The organism is Sorangium sp. So ce281 (genome assembly GCF_051527395.1).
GTDB lineage: Bacteria > Myxococcota_A > Polyangia > Polyangiales > Polyangiaceae > Sorangium > Sorangium cellulosum_B.
This window is the reverse complement of sequence record NZ_CP150322.1, coordinates 5,415,403-5,438,709: the sequence shown is the minus strand read 5'-3', so window position 1 is coordinate 5,438,709 and position 23,307 is coordinate 5,415,403. Positions and strand designations below refer to the sequence as shown.

The following is a 23,307-nucleotide window of genomic DNA, read 5'->3' as shown; positions in this document are numbered from 1 at the left end:
CATGCCCGTAGATCTTCTGTCCGACATATTCGAGAACGGCGCCGACGTTCTCGGGACGACCATCGACAGCCGAGGGGTCATCCTCGCGCAGACCGGCGACGCGGTGAACTCGGAGGTCCTCTCGGACAACGCAGAGTGGTGGCAGCACGTGGGGTTTGCCTCTCGTCCCGCGAAGGCCGAGCCAGGGAAGCGAGCCTGCCAAGGGATCACGCTGAACCAGGGGTGCAACGATCTCTGCATTGCCTCTCGAGACACACGCGGGACCAAGAACTACGGCACCCTCAAAGAGGGTGAAACCTGCGTATACGCAGGCGGCCCGAACAACACGGGGACCGGCCGAATCCTTCTGAAGGATGACGGCTCCACATCGACGATTATGATCCTGACGCAACGGGGGAACGGAGCGGCGGGGGAGCCCATCAGCATCCAGGTATCGAGCGAGGGGAACGTTATCATCACGGCGGGCTCGAAGGGGACGATCACGATCGACGGCTCTGGCGTCTCCCTCGGAACCTCCGCTTCGGATGGCGTCGTCCTCGGCCCGGGTCTTCAGGCGTACATCTCCAGCCTGACCACGCTGCTCACGCAAACCATCGCGGGGGTGAACGGCCTCGCTCCCGGCTCCGTGACGGCAACTCCTCCGGTCTTGGCGTCTACTGCCATCAGCACGTCGGTGAAGTCAGCGAGGTAATGGCAGGACCTTGCTTGCCTTAGCTTCTTTGTTCCCATGAGCAGCAACTTGGGTATTGGCGCCTGCGGGTTCGGGTCCTCCAGGTATGGGTTCGGTTCGCCTGCGCAGGTGAATTCTTCCACGGCCGAGCTCCTGAGAAGGCCGGACGGCACCTACGGCGACTGCGCACTGATAGACACCCGTTCGGGCGATTTCGTGCTCGACGATGCAGGAAACAAGGTCGGGTGGGAGTCGCTGAGTCAGATGGTCTACCTCGCCCTCCGAACGGCCCTTGCTTCTTCAGCAGTGCAGACGATGGGCATCGAGCTTCCGACGGGGGTCATCACGGACAACATCGCTACCCGGAATCGGCAGGCGGTTGAGGCCGCCCTCAAGTCCATGACGGCCCGGAACCTCATCAGCATCATTGACGTGACCACGGCAAGAGTCACGCAGTCTGGGGTCCAGGTTGCCGTGAAGTGGAAGGCGCTCTCGACGGGTAAGGTCGAGACGACGTTCGTCTGATGGCAACCACGATCGAGACCCTCAAGATCAAGTCGCTGGAAGACATCCGGGACGACTTCCTGAGGACCTACCGCAACTCCCTCATCAAGAGGGGGATTGCAAACCCCAATGTCTCCGAGGGGACGGAGATCTACCTGCGGGCCACGGCATTGGCGCAGCAGATCTACGTCGCCTCCAGCAACGTCCCGCTGGCGGCCAACGCTCAGATGGCGGACACGGCGCAGGGAGATGACCTCGTTCGGGTCGCCCGCTTGTACAAGCTGAGCCTGCGTCCTGCCGGCCCATCCTCCGGCCCTGTGGTTCTCGACGCGACGGTCAGCACACCGAGCGCGATCCCGACGGGGGCGCAGTTCCTGGACCCGGCCGGCCTGACCTACCAGGTCGAGGTCGGCGGCCCGTATGCCGACGGCGACGAGATCCCGATCACGAGCGTGGACACGGGGGCCTCGACGAATCTGCCGGCCGGCACGGTCCTCCGGTGGACGGCGCCCCCGCCGTTCGTCCAGCCGATCGCGGTCGTCGGGGCGGGAGGGCTCACCGGCGGCGTGGACGCCGAAGACTACGAGGGCCTTCGGGCGCGGCTCCTGGAGCGGCTCCAGTCGCCGCCCAACGGCACGAACTGGCCGAGCATCACCTTGGCCGCGGAGCAGGCATCGACGGCCGTCCAGAAGGCGTTCGCCTACTCCGGTTGCAACGGTCCGAGCACGGTCCACGTTGCCGTCGTCAGAGCACCCACGAGCACGAACAAGCACCGGGACGTCGATGCCCTGGTGCTCTCCGGGACGATCGTCCCGGCCGTGCTCGCCGCCTTCCCGGAGTTCGTGGAGGTGGTCGTCACCACGGTGCAGAACCAGGAGGTCGACGTCTCGATCGGCCTCGCGCTGCCAGCGTCCCCGAAGGCAAGCCCAGCGGGACCGGGTGGGGGATGGACCGACGGGAACCCGTTCCCCGTACGAGCATCGCCTGGCTACTCGGCGGTCTTGGCGGTGACGAACTCGACGAGGTTCGTCGTCGCCTCCGACATCCCGCCCGTCATCGGCTCCCAGGTGTGCTGGTTGAGCCGAGACGACTGGACCCTTCGGACCGCGAAGGTGACGTCCTTCATGGCTGCCCCGAACTACGACGTCACGATCGACACGCCCTTCGTCTCGACAAACGGCGTCTCGGTGGCGGTTGGAGACTACATCTTCCCGGCGGCCGAGAACATGCCGGCGTACGTGGCGGCCGTGCTCGACGGGTTCGGCAAGCTCGGTCCCTACGAGAAGACGAGCAACGCGAGCCTGCTTCCCCGGGCGTACCGCCGTCCACTCGCCGCGTCGAGCTGGCCGGCCGGGTTGAAGAAGCCGTTCCTCCGCAACCTCTCGGACGCAGGAGATGAAGTCTTCGACGTCCAGTACCTCTATCAGAGTGCGGTAACGCCGCCTCTGCCGGCTGCCATCACGGACGGCCCCTACATCTTCGTTCCACGGCAGATCGGGTTCTACCCGGTCTGAGCACCACCATGGCCCTTCCTGACAAGAACGACTTCGCTGCGCTCGGGGGAGAGCTGGTCGACTACTCGCCGCCCGAGGATCCCACGACGGACCTCTCGGCCGAGGCGTCGAACGAAGCCCGATCGGACACGGCGGCCATGACCCGCATGATCGAGCGGGCGTTCGTCTCGTTCACCACGAACGGGTCTACGGCCACGGTCACCGACCATGATGCCGTCTGGGGCAACGCGCTGGAATACAAGCCGACCATCTCAAGGACGGGGGCGGGCAACTACCTCGTGACCTGGCCGACGACCGTGGCGGATGCTCGAGGTGTCACCCGAAGCCTGAACCTCCGGTTCGGGGTCGGGAACGTGGGGGAGAGCCTCTTCTTCGCATCGGTCATTCGGGTCTCAGCCAACTCGATGCGCATCCGGATCACGCGGAATAACACCGCGACGGATCCGGACGCATCCACCGTCATTACCCTGGTCGTCTGGTGAAATAGATGGGGAACTTCAACCCGTCCCCCGAGAAGTTCGGCGCCGAAGAAGGGCACATTGAGGAGCATCTCCTCAACTCCCTTCTCGAAGCGGACGGGACTGCCTTCACCAAGGAGGTCGATTCCTACGTCTGGGCCGAGCGGAACGCCGAAGCCCGAGCGCTCGCCTACCTCTGGCACCTGAACCGGAGGATGGCGAATCAGTGGGACCCGCTCCGGATGACGGACTTTCTTCCGCGGTTTGAGAAGATCCTCGGCATCCGGCCTCCTCCCAATGAGACGGACGTCGGGCGTCGGGCAAAAGTCCGGGCGAAGATGGAGGCTTACGGCGCACCTCCAACGCAGCAGGTGGTGCACGATCTCCTGACGGTCGTGCTCGGGAGCATCTACGCTGGCCTCGTTCATACCCCTTCGTCGCAGGCGGTTGGCCGCGTCCCTGGAGGAGCCACCGTTCCTGGGGGTGTCACTCTGGCTAATGGCGATTGGTACTCGACCATCGCGCACTTGGCGATCAAGACGGTGCAGCCGGCCGGACTCGACGATGCGACCTTCTACGATGCCGTTGCACAGATCGCGTTGTTCCTCAGCGACCTTCTACCCACCTGGGTGACGTTCGACTGGTTCCTCGATGGTGTCCACGGGGCGGGGTTCTACCTCGACGAGGACAGAAACCTCGATAACCAGCGCTTCTAGACGAGGCTCAACTTATGGCGCTTACGAGAATCAAGAACCCGGATTGGGGGGTCAACGAGAAGCTGACGAGCGCGCAGATCAACGCGCTCGATGCCAACGTCACGAACGCTCTCGACAAGCGTGCGGGGCAGACGGACACGCTTGCCTCGACCGTCACAGCGACGGGCCCGTTCACGGCCAACGACTTCACGCTGGGTAGTAGCGGGAAGGTCAAGTTCTCCGCTCCTCGTTCGTTTACCACGGTGATGCGCAGTTCGTTCGTCCCGATGACGACGAACTGGACCGGCTCCGACTTCGCCGGACTGTGGCGTACGACCAACACGTCGTCGGCCTACGGGTACATCACGCTCGACGTCGAGCACGGGGCCGTTATTACCCAGATCAGTGTCTACATCGAACCGGCCAACGGTCACTCGAATCTCCCGGACATCATGCCCGGGATCACGCTGTACCGAAAGCCGGTCAGTTCGGCCGCCGTTTCGCTTGGATCGCAGAGCGATCTGTCAGCAAGCTCACCGGCCTACCAGACGATCCACCCTATCACGCTCAGCGGCCTCAACGTGACGGTGGATCGGATGACGTACAAGTATGTGGTGGGGTTCTCGTCTGAGGGCGATATCGGTTCGTCGTACGCCGTCCTTGGGTTGAAGGCCGTTCACGGATGCGTCGTGACGTACACGCTTTCTCAGATGAGCGACTTTTGAGGTTTCGATGGCTTCGCCGATCTGCACAGTGAATGGGTCGAGCACCCTGAACGGGGTCGACGTCCCAGCAGGGTCGACCGTCACGATCGCCCTTGCGGACACCGCGGGCATCAAGAGCTGGTCAACCTCGTGCATCAACACGGATGAGCTGCTCTCGTCGACCACGGTCACGGCCGGGCTGACCATCGACCATGTGGCGAAGAACGCCACGTTCACCGCACCCGCAGCGGGGTCGGCCCTCATCTTCCAGTCGAAGGTGAACAACGGGCTCGACGCGAACGGCCGTCAAGATCCCAGCCTGACGACGACGTTCGGCGTCTATGTGCTGACCGCGACCGGATACCGGGTCGGGGCTTTCGACGAAACGTTGGAAGGGTCCAGCCAGTTCGGCTGGATCTCGAAGTTCAACGCGCTCATCCGCGGCGTGGTGGTGAACCCGGCTTCGGCCGGGACCGGCATGAGCTTCTCCGCCGGAGCGTACAATGTCGGGCAGAACGCCGACGGCTCGATCGTCGTCAATGCGGACGACATTCAGCTGAAGCCGGCTTACCAAAGCCTCCTTGACAACGCTACGTCCAGCGCCACGGCGAACGCTCTGGTGAGGAGGGACGGGTCCGGTGGTGGCGCCTTCGCCTCGGTCACGACGCCCACGATCAAGCCGGCCGACACGGGGGCGAGCTCGGGGACAACCCTCCTCGTCTCGGCGAGCAACACGACCACGGGTAGCCCTGGTGCCGTAACCATCAGGAGCGGGGTCGCATCCTCGCCGTCGTCAGGTCAGGGGTCCGGAAACGTTACGATCCAGTCGTTCGACAAGGACAGCGCGTTCCAGACTGGCACTGTCCAAATGTTCTCGGGGTCGAACTCTGTCGGACCTAGCGGAGCTGTGTTCCTTGAGACCGGTACGGCCGGAACCAGTTCGGGGTTGATATATGTCCACTCGGGGGTGGCCTCGGGTGCTGGAAATAAATCGGGGGATATCTTCATCGTGCCTGGATCCGCAAGTGCGCCAGCCACTCGCGGGAACATCGTCCTGATCGACACTGCGACCCCCAGCCAAACGGTCGCGAACGGGCAGGGGGTCATCGGGATCGGGAACGTCACCTCGATCCCGACCTCGAACCCCGTCGGTGGTGGGTGCCTCTACGCACAGGCTGGGTCCCTCCGGTGGCGAGGCTCGAGCGGCACCGTCACCACGATCGCCCCCGCGGATCCTCACTGCACCCAATGTGGGAGCGACTTCTCGCTGGAGTTCGAGAACGCGACCTGGGGTGACGAGCTCACCATCTGCTTGCCCTGCATGCTCCGGTCGCTCGAGCAGCTCGGCGTCGACATGGGGTTCGCTTCCAGGCGGAAGCACAACCCGGAGGTCACGCCCGAACAGCGGATGCAGTCGACGGAGAGCCCGGAGTGACGTCCCGGGCCCGGGCACTCGAGATCGTCGGCTGGACCGATCTCGAGTGCCTTGTCGAAGCCGATGTCTACGGAGTTAGCGATGGAACTATCTAATGTTGAATCGGCCCTTCTGACGACCATCGGGGCTGGTTTCACGAGCCTCGTGGGTTTGATCGTATGGGTCGTACGATCGGTCGTACCCCGGATCCTGTCGACGCTTGAGGACAGGACGAAGGCCCTCGTCACCGCGGTCGAGCGTATCCCCGACGCGCTGGATAAATTTGAGGATCGCTTGGCGGCGTCGGAAGCGAAGATCCTCGCGAAGATCGAGGAGAAGCGCTTCGATGATCTCAAGGAAGAACTGCGTCGTCGCCTGCCCGCCGATGACACCATCCCACCGATGAGCAACAAGCGGGGTGGGTGATAATGTGGAGATCGGGCCGACGGCGGTAACACTCGCGTGTGCCACGACCTCCGTCTGCCTGCTGATCCGAGTCATCGTCCGAACCGTCCGACTCGGCCTCCATCTCGACGCCCTGGAGGAAGAGATCCTTCACGTTCAGGCGGACCTCATACGAGTACGAGAACGGCTGCGTACGCGGTCCCGTTCGTGATCCCGAGCTCCGCACGAGGTGTCGGTCGGACGAGGAGGTCACCCATGCCCGGCTAGCGATCCCTCCCAGTTGACCGAGCGAGCTCACCAGGAGCGCGGAGCTCAAGGAGAGCTCCCGCCGATGTCGCGTGAAGGCGCGGCTCCCGCCCGCCCACAGCCACACGTGTAAATGTCGAGCTACAACGTGTGTCCGTACGTTATCGTACATAATCGCCTAATGTGCGGCGACGTGATCTAAGGTGTGTGTTCTCGGCTACGGAGTGGGACGTCTTGCCACACGTTCAGGCGTGTGCTTCCGTGGCGCCTGGAGGTGCCACGTGATGGATCCCGCTCAGCTCCTGGGACTTCTGCGGAAGGACAACGAGGGGCAGCAGAAGTGGAAGGCGCGCTTCGAGTACCCTTCCCACGACGCCGCCCGGTTCGTCATGGACCAGATTCATCCTGACGAGAATTTGTCCGTTCCTGGTATAACTGCGAGGCTTGACGGGAGCTCGAACATCGTCTTGTTCACGTTCGAGCCAGGCAGGGTCGGCGACCTCGCGATCGTGGCGCAGGCGAACGGAGGCACCTACCTCCTGACTGGGCTCGACCGGCTGCCGCGCTCGCCGATCCCGGGCCTCTGAGGCGGGCTCTACGCGGCCAGGATCGAGATCTCTTCCAGGGGCAGGATGAGGAGGGACCCGCTGGGGACGCAATTCATTAATCATTTCAATAGCTTGGTAACGAGCTGAGCGTCGGCTGGAGGTTCAGGTCGATGCCGCACGAAGTGCGGCAACGCTACTGGGCCTCCGGGTCTCCGAGCGCTCCTTCTCCGGATTCAGGACCGAGCAGCTCTACCTCGCTCCAGAGCGCGTCGAGATCGAGCGAGAGTCCCTCCAGGTCGGGAATACTGCCGACGATCCCGTCGGCCGCCGAGCGCGCGTGCACGCAGCGGCGGTCGGTTCCTAGCTCGAGAGCTCGAGCGTCCTTATCTTGCCGGTCGAGATCCCGGTAAGTGCGCTCTGACCGATCACCTCGCCACGGTAGGTAGCACGGCGCCTGCGACACATTGCTTGTCCGACGAGTTTACGAGACCAGCACGAGAACGGCAATCGGTACCCAGGCTCGGCCACGGTCGAAACGTGGCGTCCGTGCTTTTGACAACGAGACGGTCGTCGTCTCGTTGTCAGGCATCGCGCGATACCTGATTCGGCCGAGGTCTTACCACGATGAATGCCATGTATCCCGTAGGCGTCGCCAAGACGCTCGCCACCAAGCTGGGGAAGCACAACCCGCCCCAGCCTGGTGCTCATGACCACGGCGTCGATGCCGATACCGCCCATCAGGGCTGCTGCGGACATCTGGCGAGGGCCGAGCCGGTCGCGTGCGAAGCACACTTCCGTGCGATGATCCGGCGATGGAAGAGCGGGACAGGCATCGGTGATGCGGGGCGCGGCGAAACGGCATCCCGTCAGGCCTGCCGAACGAGCGACAACACCCACGGAACTTTCGCCCTCATCCCGTCGATGCCGACGAGCACGGCCCCCTCTCCCTCGACAAGAGGAGGTTCCGGGCTCGATTCAACGCGTCGCGACGATCTCGTGCGTGAGTGGAATCTTCTACTCCGTGAGCGCGGCGTCGGCGGTCCGTTCCATCTCCGCGGCGCTGGTGGGCCTCGCAACTCTCACGCGCTTGAAGGGCCGGATCCCGCCGGACGAGACGAGGCTGTACTCGGCGCCCCTCGCTGTCCCGGCTCTCGCCACGCGGCCGCGAGCGACGAGCGTGCGAAGGGTGACGTACACGCTCCCGTTCGGTAGCCCGCTGCGCGCGGCGATCTCCGTCGCCGTCCCTCGCACGAGGGAGCGAACGGTTTCGAGCACCACAGCCTCCCGATCGCTCGTAGAGGCTCCCGTCGCGGTCATCGTGCCAGCCGTGGTTCGGTCCGCGACGGATGCCGGTGCCGAGGTCCTCCTCGTGGACGGAGCCGTCGTCGGGGAGCTTGACGCTCCCGAGGGCGCGCCCTGCTTCCCGCTCCTCGTAGGCCTCGCCACGCTCCTTTTGGCGTGCGCGGGCGCCTTCCGGGGCTTCGGCCGGCGCGCCGAGGAGGCGTTCGCTGCTGGCCGTTCCAGATCGGCCAGCATCGTCGTCACGGTCCGGTGCGCTGCGGCGCGGTGCTCGTCCTGAACTCGTTCGACCAGGTTCAGGATGTCCTTTACAAAGCGGTCCACCCGCTCCTTGATCGCATCCGAGGCGTTCATGGGGAGCGCCGTAGTAGCACGAACGCTCCGACAGTCGAGAGCTTGCAAGCAAGCTGGGTCGGTCTGGGCAACCGGGTGGTGCCGACCACGTGCGCGAGGCGCCGGATCCCGAAGGCCGTCCGCGCACGCCGCGCCGGCATGTCTCCGGCAACGTCGAGCGCGCTCTCGGGTCAGGCCCCGCCGAGCGGACTCGCCAGGCGCGCGGGAACAAGCGTCCGGTCGAATGCCGCTGCCGCGCGCCTCCCGGCACCGCTCACGCCATGCAGGCGAAGGGAGCGGGGAGGGCCTTCCGGGCATCCTCGGGGTGGCGATCCGCATCGAGCGCAGGCCACCGAGGCGCCTCTTCGCCTCGGCCGCCGTTCAGCGGACCGCGTGTCTTCTCCCCCGGAGGCTCGCTCCCCGCTGCGGCAATCCAGCGAGGCGACGTCACCGACACGCGTTCAGGGCGGCCGTGCAGTTGCCGAGTGCCGCGCACACCCACGAGCCCGGGGCCCGCGCAGCGCGTGTCCGGCAATGCGGTGTTGAACGTAGAGGTGTTTACCCCACGGCAATCGGCGAACCTCGGTTCGCGCCTCCGGGGAGCGCCGTCGCGAACCCCGCTGGCATCGCTTCGTCCGTCCTCGGCAGAGCTGCCGCCGGCCGAGGGCGATCCGCGCGCGGGGGTAACGACGGACAGCAAGAAGGCACTCCTCTTGACAGTGGTCATAACGCTCGCTCCTATGCGAACCTTGGAGTTACCATCCCATGCAAAATACATCTCGATCGCAGGTGGATAGCAGCGCCCCCCAGCCGCTCACCGGCCGCGCGCGGCGGAAGATCGTGCGGGCGCTCGTCCGTGCCGAGTCCCGGTCCAACGGGGCGGGGCCGCCGCGGCTGGGGGCGATCGTGCCCGGCATCGGTACGGCGATCGCGCTGCTGGCCGACCCGACCGAGCTCCAGCGCGCAGGCCACGAGGCGCTTGGTGATGTATTTACCCTATCGCTGTTCGGGCTCCCGCTCACGTTCGTCGGCGGGAAGGACGCCACACAGCGCTTCATCGACGCGGGTGAAGAGCTGAACCTCGTGGACGCGTACCGGCGGCTCGCCGGCAGGGTCCTCGGCGAAGACCTCTTCGTCGAGGTCCAGCCCCACGTGCTCCGCGCGCTCTCCGGCGCGTCCGTGCGTCGCCAGAGCGGCCCCCTCGCGGATTTCACGGCGCGGTTCCTGCGCGCGCGGCTCGCCGGCGGCGAGATCGACGCGCTCGCGCTCGCCAACGACCTCGTGCTGCACATGGCTTGCCGGTTCGTGTGCGGCGACACCATCTCCGAGGCGCTGTGCGACGAGCTCGCGCGCCAGTTCCACATCCTCGAGAGCGAGCTGAACCTCACGGGCTTCTTCCTGCCCATCGAGACGCCCTCGGCGAAGCGCCGCAAGCAGGCGCGGGAGCGCATCCTCTCGATCTTCATGAGCGAGGTGCGGCGCGTGGCGGCCGAGGGCAGCGCCGACCCGGAAGGTTATCTCCATGCGGTGATCAAGAGTTCCCTCGGGGACGAGCCCACGGCCGCGACGCCCGAGCAGCTCCGCAATGCTGCGCTCGCCGTGATGGGTGCGGTGTTCGGCGCGCACACGAACACGGCCATGAGCCTCGCCGCGAGCCTGTCGGAGCTGCTGGAGCACCCGCGGGCGCTCGCCGCGGTGCTCGAGGAGCAATCTCGCGTCCTCCAGGATGGGCAAGCCCTCGATCTCGGCGCGCTCTGCCGCATGCCTGTCTTGCTCCGCTCGATCAACGAGTCGCTGCGCCTGCATGGCAACGGCGGCCTCTGGCGGCTCTCGCGGAGGCCGGTGGAGCTGGGCGGCCACCTGATCCCGGCCGGCAGCCTCATCGGGATGTCGATGGGGCTCGTCAACGGCGATTCGTCATTCTACCATGAGCCGTCTCGTTACGAGCCCGATCGGTATTGCGACATGAAGACGGACGCTTTCCAGAGCCCCGCAGTCAAGGAGCGGCGGTTTGGCGCGTTCGGGCTCGGCCATCACCTCTGCCCTGGCCGGACGCTCGCCTACACGATGTTGGGAATTTCGCTCACCGTGCTCCTGCGCGACTTCCGGATCGAGGTGCTTCGCCGGCCGCGCGCATGGCTCGACCTCATGATGGGCGGCATGGCACGCCCGGTCGGTCAGCTCCGTCTCCGTGTGACGCCTGCGCGCCGCGCGCCCGCAGGCGTGATCTCGCGCTCGATCTCGGTGAACGGCGAGGTCGGTTCACCATGACCCATCAAGTAGACGACCCCCTGGACGCTGGCTTCATGCAGCTCGCCGTGGACGCCTCGAGCGACGCCCTGCGCGCCGGCAACATGCCGTTCGGCGCCGTGCTCGTGCAAGGCGGCCAGGTGCTCCAGGTGAGCTTCAACCAGCGGCGCACGGCCAACGCAGGGCAGGGGGACTGCACTGCGCACGCCGAGGTGGTGTTGATCCGCGAAGCGACGGCGGCGCACGGCCCGGAAGCGCTCGCGGGCGGCACCGTGTACGCCAGCGGGGAGCCTTGCGCCATGTGCTCGGGGGCGTTGTTCTGGGCGGGGGTGAGCCGCATCGTCTACGCCGCCAGCACGCAGGACATCATCGCGGCGCTCGGCGGGCGAGCGTTGCCGGTGCGTTGCCACGAGGTGCTGGCGAACGCCTCGCCCGCCGTGCGCGTGGAGGGGCCGATCCTGCGGGAGGCCGCCGTGGCGCTGCTGCGGAGCGCCGTGGAGCGGCCGTAGCCCGCTCCGCGCCCGACAGGCGGAGGGTTACTGGAAGGAGACGCTCGATGTCGTCCGCGATCTCGAGACCGGGCGCGCGGTGGGCGCGCACGATCTCGGCCGCCGCGCGCTCGGCCTCGCGCCGTGATCCGCGCCGCGGCTCGTTCACGGCGGTCCCCACAGGCTCCGTCGCTACGCAGCGCGCGGGGCCTCGCGGGGCGCGCGCGACGTATCCGCTCAGAATACGATCGTGGAGTACGGGCAGCGCTTCTTGATCTCGTCCGCATCGCACGCCTGAGGTGGCATGCAATCAAACGACGGCGGACAGCTCGGGTCCTGCTCGCAGCCGCACCCGCACTCGTTGGAGACGTAGGTCAAGCCTCCGGTGCAGGCGAAGTCGATGAGCGCGCACTCCTCCGGGCTGGTGCTCACGTACTGGCGCCACCACTCGCTCGATGCGTCGCATCCGCAGTAACGCTCGGTGCACGCCACGCCCCCGCCGGCGGTGCAGGTGCAGGTGTTGCAGCCGTCAAGGGAGGGGAAGCTGTCGCCCTGCTCGTACCCCACACCTCCATACGTGCAGGCCTCCAGACAGCCTTTCTCCGTGCATGCGACGCTGCCATCCCCGCCGCACGTGCAGGTGTTGCAGCCGTCGAGGGCAGGGAAGCTGTCGCCCGGCCTGTACTCCACGCCTCCATAGTTGCAGCCCTCCGGACAAGCCACGTCCGTGCACACGATTTCGCCGTCCGTGTTGCACGTGCAGGTGTTGCAGCCGTCGCCCGGTGGGACCGGCGCCCCCGCCGCGTAACCGATGCCGTCTCGTTCACAGCCGTGACACGCGATCTTGGTACAGCCGACGCTCCCGGAGCCCGAGGGATCGCAGGTGCAGGTGTTGCACCCGTCGGACGCCGGGAACGACTCACCGGGCATATAGGCGAGCCCGCCGTAGGCGCAGCCGCCGGTGCACTCCACCAGGGTGCAGGCGACGTTCCCGTCCTCCATGCAGAAGCAGCTGTTGCACCCGTCCCCGGCAGGGAACGACTCGCCCGGCGCGTGGGTGACCCCGCCCCACGTGCAGTCGGAGGTGCACGCCATATCGGAGCAGGAGACGCTCCCGTCCTCCGAGCAGAAGCAGCTGTTGCACCTGTCACGAAACTCGTCGCCGGGGCTGTACTCGACGCCGTCGTACTCACAGGTCGTCCACCCGAGCGGCCCGCAGCCCGCGAGCGCGCCGGAAAGGGCGATCGCGAGCGAGAACACGGGGCCGAGATGAAGCCACGTAGGTCGAAGGTCTGTCATTGGATTCGCTCCTGTGCCAAAGAGTGCCAGGGCCGCGCGTGGGAAGATCCCGAGAAAGGCGCGCGGTTTGATGCAAGACGGCGTTCAAGAAAAACCTGTGCCAGGCACGTCGAGGGCCACGCGTTCTGACGCATGCGCCAGTTCTTCGGCAAGAGGAGAGTCTTGTATTATAACGGATAATCGTCTAACATAACGGATATGACTGCTCCGCATCCCCTCCCTGGTGACCTGCTCCGCGCCGCGTTGCGTGCCGTCCACCTTTTCGCCCTGCTGGTGTCGTGCGCCGCGGTGGGCTGCTCGCGCGACGACGCTTCGCGCGCCTCCGCCGCCGGATCGGAGGGCGAGTTCGAGACGCTCGAGCTCCGCTATCAGGGCAACAACGGCACCGTGTCGCCGATCGAGCTCGCCGAGGATCTCGGTTACCTCGCGCCGATCCGCCTGAATTTCGTCGGCAGCACGGTGAGCGGCCCGCAGAGCGTGCAGGCCGTGGTCACCGGCGACACCGACTTCGGCGGCGCCTTCAACGGCGCCATCATCAAGCTGATCGCGGCCAAGGCGCCCATCATCGCCGTCGCCGGCTACTACGGTGTCGACGAGCAACGCCAGAGCGGCTTCTACGTGCTGAACGACAGCCCGCTGTGCACGGCGCGCGATCTCCTGGACAAGACGATCTCCATGAACACGCTCGGCGCTCACAGCGAGTTCATGGTCAAGGAGTTTCTGTCGCGAGGCCAGCTCGCGCCGGAGGAGGCCCGGCGCGTCACGCTGCTCGTCGTTCCCCCGGTGAACGGCGAGCAGCTGCTCCGCGAGAAGCAGGTCGACGTCGCGTCGCTCGGCGACATCTACCGCGATCGCGCGCTCGAGCGCGGCGGCATTCGCCCGCTGTTCTCGGACTATGAGCTCTACGGCAAGTTCACCGCGGGCAGCTACGTGATGAAGACGAGCTTCATCAAGCAAAACCCCAGGACCGCGCGGCGCTTCGTCGAGGCGACGGCCAAGGCCATCGAGTGGGCCCGCGACACCCCGCGCGAGACGGTGGTGGCGCGCTGCATCGCGCTGATGAAGAAGCGCGGTCGGAACGAGGAGGACTCGGCCATCAAGTTCTGGCGCAGCCACGGCGTCGCCGGCAAGGGCGGCCTGATCGCGGAGCGCGATTTCCAGGTCTGGATCGACTGGATGGTCAAGAGCGGGGAGCTCAAGCCGGGCGAGATCGCCCTGAGCCGCGTCTACACGAACGAGCTCAACCCCTACGCGAACGACCAGGCCGCGAAATAGGCAACGTCGGACGCCGAAGGGACGGCCTGGCGTGCGTGCCACGTTCTCTGTAAGGTCGCCGCGCGGCCGTTGCTCGAGACAGCGGCGCGGAGCGCTGGACGAAGGCGTCGATCAATCGGATGCGCTGGCCGAACGAACGTGGGCATCGCGCGATGACGCTCTGGTCTGCGAGCCCCACACGCGGCTGTCCGCTTCATGGCGCTCTTCCTTGTTCACCGCGCGCGACAGCGGCAACCGGCCTGCCTTGCGGCAGCGCGCGCGGGCGGGATGGCGGAACGCGCGCTGCCGAGGGGAACGTCGGTGCTCACGCCGGCGCGCGCAGGAGACGCACACCGCGCCGCGCTAGGCCGATGACTCCAGCAGAGGAGCGTCGGCCATGCGTTGAGGGCGGTGGGTTGGGCGTCAATGGACCGGGCGTTGCATGTTTCGAGACCGACGCGCTGCGCGTTCATCGCAGCTCGGAGCCGGTCCATGCGAATTCTCGGGAGAACGTTGCTGGTCGCAGCCCTTGGGGCCTCGCTCCCGCTCGCTGACGTGGCGAGCGCCGCGACGCCCTCCGGCGCGGCGCCTGGGTCCTCGTCCGCGGGAAGCTGGTCTCACGGCTCCAAGGATCTCTTCGGCGCCGCGTACGAGAGCTACGACGAGGACCTGAAGTACTCGGCGCGCTCCGACACGGCCCCGATCAGCAATGTATGGTTCACCGGAGCGAGCGGCGTCCTGACCGAGGTATTCTGGCCGACGAACGATACCCCGCAGACGCGGGACAGCCAGCTGCTCGTCACGGCGGCCGACAGAGCCCTCTTCGAGGAGCGGCGAGACGCACGGCGGAGCGTCCGCTGGATCGAGCGCGGCGTGCCGGCTTTCCGGGTGATCACGGAAGATCCGCGCGGCAGGTTCAAGATCGAGAAGATCATCTTCGCCGATCCCGACCGCGACGTGGTCCTGCAGCGCCTGAAGATCACCAGGAAAGTCCGAGGGCTCAGGTTCTTCGTCCTTCACAACCCCAGCGCGGGGAACACGCCGCTCGGCGACAGCGCGATGGCGAGCACCGGAGGCGCGCCGGGGGCGGGGCTGTTCGCCTGGCAAGGCCCCTTCGCCCAGGCCCTCGTGGCCTCCATTCCCTGGCGCGACGCCACAGCCGGCTTCTCGGGCGCCGAGAGCGACGGCTACCGGGACCTGCAGAACCACCGCACGCTGACCACGCACTACCGCGACGCGAGGGACGGGGACGTCGTGCTGACCGGGGAGCTGGATCTCCCGCTTTCGCCCGGGGTCTGTGAGCTCACGCTGGCGCTCGGCTTCGGACGCGACATCGACCACGCCCACCGCGCCGCCCAGGCGTCGCTCCGCGAGGACCCCGACGCGCTCCTCGACAGGTTCCGCGCCCAGTGGCGCGCCTATCAGGCGTCCCTCCGCCCGCTCGGGCGCGCTTCGCCCGACCTCGCGCGCCTCTACCGGAGCTCCGTGGCGGTGATGAAGTCCCTCGAGGACAGGGCGCACCCTGGGGCCTTCATCGCGTCGCCGTCCGTGCCCTGGGGCGACGTCAGGCTCGACCGGGCGAGCGCGATCTCGCCGAGGACCTCGAGCAGGGTCACGGGCGGTTACCACCTCGTGTGGCCGCGCGATCTCAGCCAGATCGCGCTCGCGTTGCTCGCCGCAGGCGACGCGCGCTCGCCCGTGGCCGCGATGCGGTTCATGAAAAGGATCCAGCTCTCCGCGTCGGACGGCACCTGGGATTTCGGCTCTCTCCATGTCTCGAAGGAGGGTTCATTTTACCAGAACACCTGGTCCGACGGAGAACCGTACTGGAGAGGCCTGGAGCTCGATCAGGTCGCGCAGCCGATCGACCTCTGTTATCACGTGGTCGAGGCGCGGCTCGTCGCGGCGGATGCGTGCTGGGATCTCGCGCGCCGCGCCGCCGACTTCCTCGTCGCCTTCGGCCCCTGGACCCCGCTCGATCGATGGGAGGAGGTCTCGGGCGTCTCGCCGTCGACCCTGGCCTTCGTCTGCGCCGCGCTCACCCATGCCGCGGAGATCGCGGGCGCGATGGGTGACCCCGAGCGCGATGCCCGGTACAGAGAGACGGCCGAGCGCTGGGCCCGGCAGATCGACGGCTGGACGTTCACCACCCAGGGGGGCACCGCCAACGGGCGGTATTTCGTGCGCGTCGACGGGACCGGCAGCCCGGACGCCCCGAGAGACCCGAACGACGAGCGACGCTACGTCTTGCGTGGGCGCTCCTGGCTGGAGCGCGACATCGTCGATTGCGGCTTCCTCAGGCTCGTCGTCCTCGGGGTGCGCCCGGCGCACGCGGCGAACATCGCCGATTCGCTGGCGGCCTGCGACGCCGCGCTGCGCGTCGAGGTCCCCGGGGTCGGCCCTGGATTCTATCGCTATGTCGGCGATGGGTATGGCTTCGACCCGCTCACGGGCGAGCGGACACGAGGCATGTTGTGGCCGATTCTCACGGGCGAGAGAGCCGAGTACGAGCTCGCGAAGGCGCTCGAGAAGCCCACCTCGCCGGCGGCGGCGCGCAAGAGGATGCGGCCCTACCTCGACGCGATGGGGCGCTTCGCGACCTCGTCCCAGATGCTGCCGGAGCAGGTCTTCGATCGCGGGCCCCGCGCCGGCCAGCCGACCGGCTCGGCGGCGCCGCTCGGGTGGGCGCACTCCGAGTTCGTCCTGACCCTGCGCGCGCACGACGACGCGACCCTCTTCCGCCTGCCGATGAGCAGCCCCGGAGGCGCCACCCGAGGGGACGCGCGTCCTCGCGGGACGGGCGTGGCTCCGCCGCTCCGCGACTGATCCGCCTCGGGGGGCCTCGTCCACGCCACGGGCAGCCTAGCGAGGCACCTCGCCGTGGATCACCTGCCGCACGGTCAGGACGACGACGCGGCCCGCGTCGCGCTCCTCCGCGAGCCAGTCCAGGAGGGTGGAGAAGTCCTGTCTGGAGATGCTGTACTTGCCGCAGGCATCACAGACATGGTGGAAGATGAGCTGTATCCATCCGCCGTCCTGCTGCGCGCTGCGGATGATCGCCTGGATCGTGGGGACGCCCTGGCTGCGGGTGAGGGAGCCGGCCGCGCGGGTGGCGGTGGGGTCGCGGGGAGGGATGGACTCCGCCCGTGGGCACACGATGCATGAGGGGAACGCGAGCCCGCCCGCGCGCCTTCCGCTGTCGTAACCGCAGGAGCGCACCAGCTCGACGCTGACGCTGTCGTGGGCGCCCCAGGGATAGGCGAAGTCGCTCACGGCGAAGCCCAGCGCGAGGAGGGCGCGGCGATCATCGCAGATCTGCCGGCGCTGCTCGCTGACCTTGAGCCCGGGCAGCCGCACGTGATTGATGGTGTGGCCGCCGATCTCATGGCCGTCGGACGCGAGCGCGCGGAGCTGCGCGACCGTCAGGTAGCCGGGGCGGTCGAGTGCACCGCTGTTCACGAAGAACGTGGCATGCATCCTGTGCTCGGCGAGGATGGAGCGCACGGAGAGCTGATCCGCCAGCGTGTCGTCGAACTCGATGGATACGACAAGGGCGCCCGGGGGACGCCGCGTCAGGTGGACCGGGGAGAGGAGGACGGCGGCGAGGCACGCCACGACGAACGCCAGCACCGCCTGCTGCCGGCGCGTCGCGGGGCGCGCACAGCCCCTCTCCGTGGGCACGATCTCCACGGAACACATCGCCGTATCATCGACCGTGCCCGGGCCTCCGGCGCCCTTCCGGGGAGACCAGCGCGCTCTCTGCGCCTTCCCGGAATGCCTGGAGATGCTCCCGGGACGGCGAGCGGCGGCGAGCGGCGGCGGCGTCGAGGCATAGGCCAGTATGCCCATGCCTCGAGCCTGCGACGTCGGATATGACAGCCACGTGCATCGGGTGATGTGACGACGGACGGCGAGCCGGGAAAACGAGGGGCGGCGCTGTCCCACGCTTCCGAGGACATGGCCCGAGCACCGGATGGCGGTCTTGAACCCACCGGACAGAGGTGCTGACCAATGATGTACGGACGAACGAGTTTACCGAAGCTGATTCTGGTATTGGGAGCGCTCGGCATCTCCCTCTGGGGCTGCGGTGGCGATAGCGACGGGACCACCAGCGCCGGCGGCGACGGCGGCGGCCCCGCCGCCGGCGCCAGCACGAGCAGCACCTCGGGCAGCGGCAGCGGGTCGGGAGGCACGACGAGCTCGGCCAGCGGCAGCAGCAGCACCGGCAGCGATGGCGCCGGTGGGAGCGGCGCCGGCGGTGGCGCCAGCACGAGCGGCGCCGGCGGCGACGCCAGCACGAGCGGCGCCGGCGGCGACGCCAGCACGAGCGGCTCCGGCGGCGGCGCCAGCACGAGCGGCGCTGGTGGCGGCGAGCCCATCACCTGCCCGTCGCCCGCGCTGAGGGCCGGCGACACGAACAAGACGATCACGATCGGCGGCTCGAACCGCAGCTATGTCCTGCATGTCCCCGCCGCGTACGACGGCAGCAAGCCGGTGCCCCTCGTGGTGGACCTCCACCCCCTCGGCGGCTCTGGCCCGTCGGAGCGGTCGGGCTCGCCGTATCCGGCGCAGACCGACCCGGAGGGGGTGATCATGGCGTTCCCGTCAGGGCTGTCCGGCCCGTCGGGCGGCGCCTGGAACGTGGGGCCCTGCTGCGTGAAGAACACCGACGACGTGGCGTTCGTCAAGGCGATGGTGGCCCAGATCCAGGAGAGCGCCTGCATCGACCCCAAGCGCATCTACGCGGTCGGCTTCTCGATGGGAGGTGGAATGTCCCACTACCTCGCTTGCCACGCGGCCGATACGTTCGCCGCCGTGGCGCCCGCCGCCTTCGATCTCCTGCAGGAGAACGTCGGCGATTGCAAACCATCGCGCCCGATCACCGTGATCTCGTTCCGCAGCACCGGGGATCCGATCGTGCCTTACGCCGGTGGATACTCCGCGGTGGTGAGCGGCATGCCCATCACGTTCCTCGGGGCGAAATCGACCCTCGAGAAGTGGGGCCAGATCAACAAGTGCACGGGCTCGCCATCGGCCGAAGACAGCAAGGGCTGCTCGACCTTCTCGAACTGCGAGGGCGGCGTCGAAGTGGCCCTCTGCACGAAGCAGGGAGGGGGCCACGACTACGGCAACGCCGCGGTCGGCTGGCCGGTCCTGAAGCGGCACGTCATGCCGTGACCGCCTCCTGACGCGCGCTCCGCGCGCTCGACGCGGCGCGTCCCCTCATTCCCGCGCGCGGCCTCCCTCGATCGTCGCCGTCCTGCCCACACCCGCCTCCACGTTCGTGCGACTCCGCTGACATCGAGATACGACCCGCTGTTGGATGCAATGACGCTACGCATCCCACAGCGCGGTCTGTCGGGCTGCAGCGCCATCAGAAGAATCTGTTGCCGGTGCGCGAATACCGCGTGATCGTAGCTGCGGCGTGACACGCGAACTCGCGCGTTGGTGGCTGACGCCTTGATCGTTCGACGTGGTGAGTGATACTTTGGGAGCCTGCCTCCCGAGCGGCTTCGTCGTCCAGCGGGAGGCGTCAACGAGCTTCCCATGAAGGTCAGCGGAACCACAATCCTGACGCGGAAAACCTTGGTGAGCCGGAGATTCGGCTCGGAAGCGTGGCGCGGCCTCTTTCGTGACATGGCGCTGAGCCACCCGTGGTTCAGGCAGCCGATCACGGCGAGCAGCCTGGTTCCGCTTCCCGAGTTCCTCACGTTCCACGACGAGCTCGTGCGGCGCTTCTATCCGGACCGCAAGGACGCCCTCTTCGAGCTCGGGGCCGAGTCGGCGCGCTGGGCGCTCGTCGATGGCCCGCTGAAGCGCTTCGTCCGAGATCCGGGGATCTCCTCGCTGGTCACGACCATTCCCACCCTCTGGCATCGTTACTTCTCCGAGACCGACAGCCGCTCCGAGGCGGCGCTGCGTGACGCCGGCGTCGAATTTCGAGTTCACGACCTCCCGGCCTGGCACCCGTACTTCGAGCACTTCGTGATCGGGTACACGAAGGAGATGCTGGAGCTCTATTGCGCCAACCCGATCTGGACCCATCGCCTCGCCGGGGGACGCGGGACGACGTACAACTATCTGCTCGCCACCGATCCCGCTCCGAGCGCTCCTCCGAGCGGCGAGCGCGCCAGCGGCGAGCGCGCCAGCGGCGGGCGCGCTCGGCCCGTCCGGTCGCGAAGGGCGCTCACGGCGCGCGAGCTGGAGGTGCTGCGGCTCGTCGGGGTCGGCAAGACCAACCGCGAGATCGCCGTCGTCCTTCACATCTCCCAGAAGACCGTGCAGCATCACATCGCCCACGCCTACGACAAGCTCGGCATCTATAGCCGCGCCGGCGCGACGCTGTGGCTGGGCGAGCGGGGGCTCCTGGGCTGACGCGCGGCGAGACGGCGCCAGTCCGTCGATCGCCGGTGGAAGAGGGCGAGCGCCACCGCGACCCGCAGGCCGGATCGAGGTGCTGGCCGGCGATCGCGGACACGCGCACCCGCCGGAGCCGGCCCGGGAAATTCGTGTATTCTGGGGAATACCATGCTTCTCGTTCGTTCCGCAGGAACCTGCAGCTGGGCCGTCGTCGGGCTGGCGTCGTGCCTTTGGGGCTGCAACGCCATCCTTGGCATCGATGAGCCGACGCTCGCCGCCACGGGCTCGACGGCTGGAGCGGGAGCGAGCGGCGCTGGCTCGACCGGCGCTGCGACCAGCGCCGGCGCAGGGGACGGAGGCGGCGGATCGGCCAGCGCGGGCGGCGGCGGGTCGGCCGGCGCGGGCGGCGGCGGGGCGGCCGGCGCGGGCGGCGGCGGGGCGGCCGGCGAGGGCGGCGGCGGGGCGGCCGGTGTCGGGGGGGCATCGCCGGTGGGTCCAGGCATCGACGAGACCTTCGGCGTGGCCGGGATCGCGAGGACCGATCTAGACGGCAAGCCCGCCAGGTCCTTGTCCATCGTCGAGCTCCAATCGCTGCCGTCAGGGAGGATCGCCGTCTCCGGACATGATGAGTATCTCTTCCCCGAGGCCTACGACCGCGGCGACGCCTTCGTCGCGTTCCTCACCCCCGAGGGGGGGCTCGATCCCTCGTTCGCTCCGGCGTTCAACGGCCAGGAGGGGTTCCAGAACGGCCGCGGCGTCCTTCCGATCGATCTCGCCATCAGCACCGACAAGGTCTGGGGGGCCTACGTCGATGAGGCGCATGGCGACATCCTGGTGCGCATGGGACACCTCAACGACGGCACCGATTACACCAGCCGGCTCTGGGTCGCCCAGGTGCTGCCCTCCGGCTCCACGCTGACCCCGTTCGGAACCGGCGGCCATCGCGAGGCGCCGGGAACGTACATCTTTCCGAGCACCCTCGGAGGCCAGCTGCACCGCGAGCTGACCCATTCAAAGCTGGGCGACAGCCTCGCGCTCGTCGACGTCGGACCTGGGTTGTCTCCGACGAGCCAGACCATCGAGATCCCCATCGAGGTGTCGCCCCCGCTCGTGGCCGCCGCGAGAGACGGGTTCGTCTACGTCGTCGGCTACCTGAGCGTCTTTCGCCTCGCCGAGACCCGCTACGGGCTCGAGCTCGATTCCTCGTTCGCCAATGGCACGGGCGGGTATGTCCAGGTGAACGAGGCCGATCTACAACGGACACGTCAGCCGTTCGCGCTCGTCACCGACCGAGCGAGGAACATCTATGTCGGGTTCGGCGCGGACTGGAACCAGCCGCGGGCGTCGGCGATCGTCAAGTTCAAGTCGGATGGCAGCGGCCTCGACCTCTCCTTCGGTGCATCGGGCATCCTGAAGAGCGATCCGGCGAGCGAGGCCGCGTGGTCGTGCCTCGTCCTCGACCGCAGCGGCCGCGTCGTCGTCGCCGGCAACGATCTCAAGGGACCGGTCGCCCTCCGCTTCGCGGCCGATGGGGCGCCCGACCCGTCGTTCGGCTCCAGCGGCTCCGGCGGCATTCCCCTCCCGTTCCCGCCCCAGCGTTGCGCGCTCGACGCCGCAGGCCGCCTGATCCTCGCCGGAAGCATCGCGGACGCCGGCGACGCCGACGGCAGAGCGCTGCTCGCCGTCACCCGGCTCCACATCGACTGAGCGAGCCGCCGGAGGCGAGCGTCTGCAGGCGTGTCGCCGCCGCGCTGCTGCCGCGCCCTGCCGCCTCCTTGCCGGAGATCACCACCACGATCCCTGCACCGCGACCCCGCCCGGGAGCAGCGCCGCAAGCGCGCTCCACGACGGCGCCTTCCCGCCGGCGCGCACCTCGGAGCCCGCGGAAGAGGGCGCCGTGAGCAGGAGCGTCAACCCTCCGGCGGCCAGCGCGCCCCCCGCGATGAAGGCCACCGTCGCCCCGTCGCCGAGCGCTCTCGCGGAGTTGCGCAGCTTGAACCCCGTCGGGTCGCAGCGGTCCTGCGCGTCGCAGCGGCCGGGCTCGTCGCTCTCGCCGCTCTTCGCGAGCGCGAGCCCGCCGAGCACCGCACCGGCCGCAACGCCCGCCGCGCCGAGCCCCAGGGCGGCGAACGACACCGGGCGCCTCCACGGCGCCGCCCCGCTCGGCGCGCCGGTCGCCCGCTCGCTCTTCGCGCCGGTGCCGGGTACGTTCTCCGAGCGTGCGCTGCGCATGCTCGCCGGGCTTGCGTCGCGCTCGAGCGGCGGGATCCGTGCGACGCCCGCGTTGCCGTCCGCGACCTCGATCTGCTGCGTCCAGGGCTTGCGGCCGGGCGCACGGGCGACGATCTCGTGCGCTCCGCCGTCGACCGGCACCGGCGCGGCCCACTGCCCCGCACCGACCGGCACGCCGTCGCGCGTGATCGCGAGCCCCGGGATCGAGCGCACCTCCTCCGGGACCTCGATCGTCAGCGTCGCCAGCCTGGGCCTCAGCGCCGCCGCCTTCTCGGCAGCCCGCTGCCCGCGCTCTGGCTGCCCGGCGCGGGGCGCGAGCGATTCGACGAGCGCATACTGGGACCACGCGCTCGCGAGCTTGCCCCACCGCTCGTAACACTCGCCGAGCGTGAGCTTCGCGCCGAGGCCGGTGGGAGCGAGGCGTGTCACCTCCTCGAGCCTGGGGCACGCGCTCTCGTACCGGCTCGCGTCCATCTCGGCGACGGCTTGATCATAGAGCGCCTGCGCCGCGAGCGCGGCCTGGGAATCGACCCCCTGCGCCCGCGCCACAGCGGGCGCGAGGAGGCTCAGCGAAAGGACGAGCGCGCGTGTTGCTCGCGCGCATTGCAGAGGTCTGGTCATCGCTTGCTCTCCG

The 23,307-nt window shown here is 68.0% G+C and carries 21 protein-coding genes; 16 read left to right on the top strand and 5 right to left on the bottom strand.

The genetic code is table 11. The features are described from left to right. Position 1 precedes the first annotated feature (1 nt). The 9 genes from WMF27_RS20565 (at position 2) to WMF27_RS20525 (ending at position 7,197) form a co-directional block, all read left to right on the top strand. The gene (locus WMF27_RS20565) at positions 2–691 is read left to right on the top strand and encodes a hypothetical protein (RefSeq protein ID WP_437767188.1); all 690 of its coding nucleotides are present in this window, start codon (positions 2–4) and stop codon (positions 689–691) included. A gap of 36 nt (positions 692–727) precedes the next feature. After that, on the top strand, positions 728–1,195 hold the full coding sequence (locus WMF27_RS20560) for a hypothetical protein (protein WP_437767189.1): 468 nt from the start codon (positions 728–730) through the stop codon (positions 1,193–1,195). Next, positions 1,195–2,688, top strand: a complete 1,494-nt coding sequence (locus WMF27_RS20555) for a baseplate J/gp47 family protein (RefSeq protein ID WP_437767190.1) — start codon at positions 1,195–1,197, stop codon at positions 2,686–2,688. Before WMF27_RS20560 ends, WMF27_RS20555 begins: the two co-directional genes overlap by 1 nt. An 8-nt stretch (positions 2,689–2,696) precedes the next feature. Then, positions 2,697–3,170 carry a hypothetical protein gene (locus WMF27_RS20550; protein WP_437767191.1) on the top strand — a complete coding sequence of 158 codons (474 nt, stop codon included), beginning with the start codon at positions 2,697–2,699 and terminating at the stop codon, positions 3,168–3,170. Positions 3,171–3,175: 5 nt separating this feature from the next. Next, positions 3,176–3,862 carry a hypothetical protein gene (locus WMF27_RS20545; protein WP_437944434.1) on the top strand — a complete coding sequence of 229 codons (687 nt, stop codon included), beginning with the start codon at positions 3,176–3,178 and terminating at the stop codon, positions 3,860–3,862. 14 nt (positions 3,863–3,876) lie between these two features. Beyond that, complete coding sequence (locus WMF27_RS20540) at positions 3,877–4,566, top strand: hypothetical protein (protein ID WP_437767193.1); 690 nt, start codon at positions 3,877–3,879, stop codon at positions 4,564–4,566. 7 nt (positions 4,567–4,573) lie between these two features. Beyond that, entirely contained in the window at positions 4,574–5,980 is a 1,407-nt protein-coding gene (locus WMF27_RS20535; RefSeq protein ID WP_437767194.1) for a hypothetical protein, read from the top strand. Positions 5,981–6,061: 81 nt separating this feature from the next. Further along, positions 6,062–6,385, top strand: coding sequence for a hypothetical protein (locus WMF27_RS20530; RefSeq protein WP_437767195.1), 324 nt, complete (start codon positions 6,062–6,064; stop codon positions 6,383–6,385). Between the two features lie 509 nt (positions 6,386–6,894). Beyond that, a complete protein-coding gene (locus WMF27_RS20525; RefSeq protein ID WP_437767196.1) occupies positions 6,895–7,197 on the top strand; it encodes a hypothetical protein in 303 nt (100 codons plus the stop codon). Between the two features lie 154 nt (positions 7,198–7,351). Here the strand turns inward: WMF27_RS20525 and WMF27_RS20520 are convergent, their stop codons facing one another. Next, positions 7,352–7,501: a hypothetical protein gene (locus WMF27_RS20520; protein WP_437767197.1), complete on the bottom strand. Its 150-nt coding sequence runs from the start codon at positions 7,499–7,501 to the stop codon at positions 7,352–7,354. 671 nt (positions 7,502–8,172) lie between these two features. Continuing rightward, the gene (locus tag WMF27_RS20515) at positions 8,173–8,859 is read right to left on the bottom strand and encodes a helix-turn-helix domain-containing protein (RefSeq protein WP_437944431.1); all 687 of its coding nucleotides are present in this window, start codon (positions 8,857–8,859) and stop codon (positions 8,173–8,175) included. Positions 8,860–9,555: 696 nt separating this feature from the next. Between WMF27_RS20515 and WMF27_RS20510 the strand changes: the two genes are divergently transcribed. Both WMF27_RS20510 and WMF27_RS20505 read left to right on the top strand, forming a co-directional pair. Then, positions 9,556–11,061 carry a cytochrome P450 gene (locus tag WMF27_RS20510; protein WP_437767199.1) on the top strand — a complete coding sequence of 502 codons (1,506 nt, stop codon included), beginning with the start codon at positions 9,556–9,558 and terminating at the stop codon, positions 11,059–11,061. Beyond that, entirely contained in the window at positions 11,058–11,549 is a 492-nt protein-coding gene (locus WMF27_RS20505; RefSeq protein WP_437767200.1) for a nucleoside deaminase, read from the top strand. Before WMF27_RS20510 ends, WMF27_RS20505 begins: the two co-directional genes overlap by 4 nt. Positions 11,550–11,765: 216 nt before the next feature. On the opposite strand, the gene WMF27_RS20500 is transcribed toward WMF27_RS20505, so the two are convergent. Continuing rightward, entirely contained in the window at positions 11,766–12,827 is a 1,062-nt protein-coding gene (locus tag WMF27_RS20500) for a hypothetical protein (RefSeq protein WP_437767201.1), read from the bottom strand. Positions 12,828–13,025: 198 nt separating this feature from the next. Here WMF27_RS20500 and WMF27_RS20495 point away from each other — a divergent pair, with 198 nt between their 5' ends. Both WMF27_RS20495 and WMF27_RS20490 read left to right on the top strand, forming a co-directional pair. Next, positions 13,026–14,102 (top strand): ABC transporter substrate-binding protein, encoded by a 1,077-nt coding sequence (locus WMF27_RS20495; RefSeq protein ID WP_437767202.1) that lies wholly within the window; start codon positions 13,026–13,028, stop codon positions 14,100–14,102. Between the two features lie 534 nt (positions 14,103–14,636). Then, positions 14,637–16,907 carry a glycoside hydrolase family 15 protein gene (locus WMF27_RS20490; RefSeq protein WP_437767203.1) on the top strand — a complete coding sequence of 757 codons (2,271 nt, stop codon included), beginning with the start codon at positions 14,637–14,639 and terminating at the stop codon, positions 16,905–16,907. A gap of 36 nt (positions 16,908–16,943) precedes the next feature. On the opposite strand, the gene WMF27_RS20485 is transcribed toward WMF27_RS20490, so the two are convergent. Continuing rightward, positions 16,944–17,780 (bottom strand): polysaccharide deacetylase family protein, encoded by an 837-nt coding sequence (locus WMF27_RS20485; protein WP_437767204.1) that lies wholly within the window; start codon positions 17,778–17,780, stop codon positions 16,944–16,946. Positions 17,781–18,092: 312 nt separating this feature from the next. On the opposite strand from WMF27_RS20485, the gene WMF27_RS20480 reads away from it, so the two are divergent. The 3 genes from WMF27_RS20480 (at position 18,093) to WMF27_RS20470 (ending at position 22,148) form a co-directional block, all read left to right on the top strand. Continuing rightward, entirely contained in the window at positions 18,093–19,259 is a 1,167-nt protein-coding gene (locus WMF27_RS20480; RefSeq protein WP_437767205.1) for an alpha/beta hydrolase family esterase, read from the top strand. A gap of 411 nt (positions 19,260–19,670) precedes the next feature. After that, positions 19,671–20,456 carry a response regulator transcription factor gene (locus tag WMF27_RS20475; RefSeq protein ID WP_437767206.1) on the top strand — a complete coding sequence of 262 codons (786 nt, stop codon included), beginning with the start codon at positions 19,671–19,673 and terminating at the stop codon, positions 20,454–20,456. A 153-nt stretch (positions 20,457–20,609) separates the two neighbouring features. Next, positions 20,610–22,148, top strand: a complete 1,539-nt coding sequence (locus tag WMF27_RS20470) for a hypothetical protein (protein WP_437767207.1) — start codon at positions 20,610–20,612, stop codon at positions 22,146–22,148. A 78-nt stretch (positions 22,149–22,226) separates the two neighbouring features. On the opposite strand, the gene WMF27_RS20465 is transcribed toward WMF27_RS20470, so the two are convergent. Continuing rightward, positions 22,227–23,294, bottom strand: a complete 1,068-nt coding sequence (locus tag WMF27_RS20465; RefSeq protein WP_437767208.1) for a tetratricopeptide repeat protein — start codon at positions 23,292–23,294, stop codon at positions 22,227–22,229. Between the last annotated feature and the right edge of the window lie 13 nt (positions 23,295–23,307).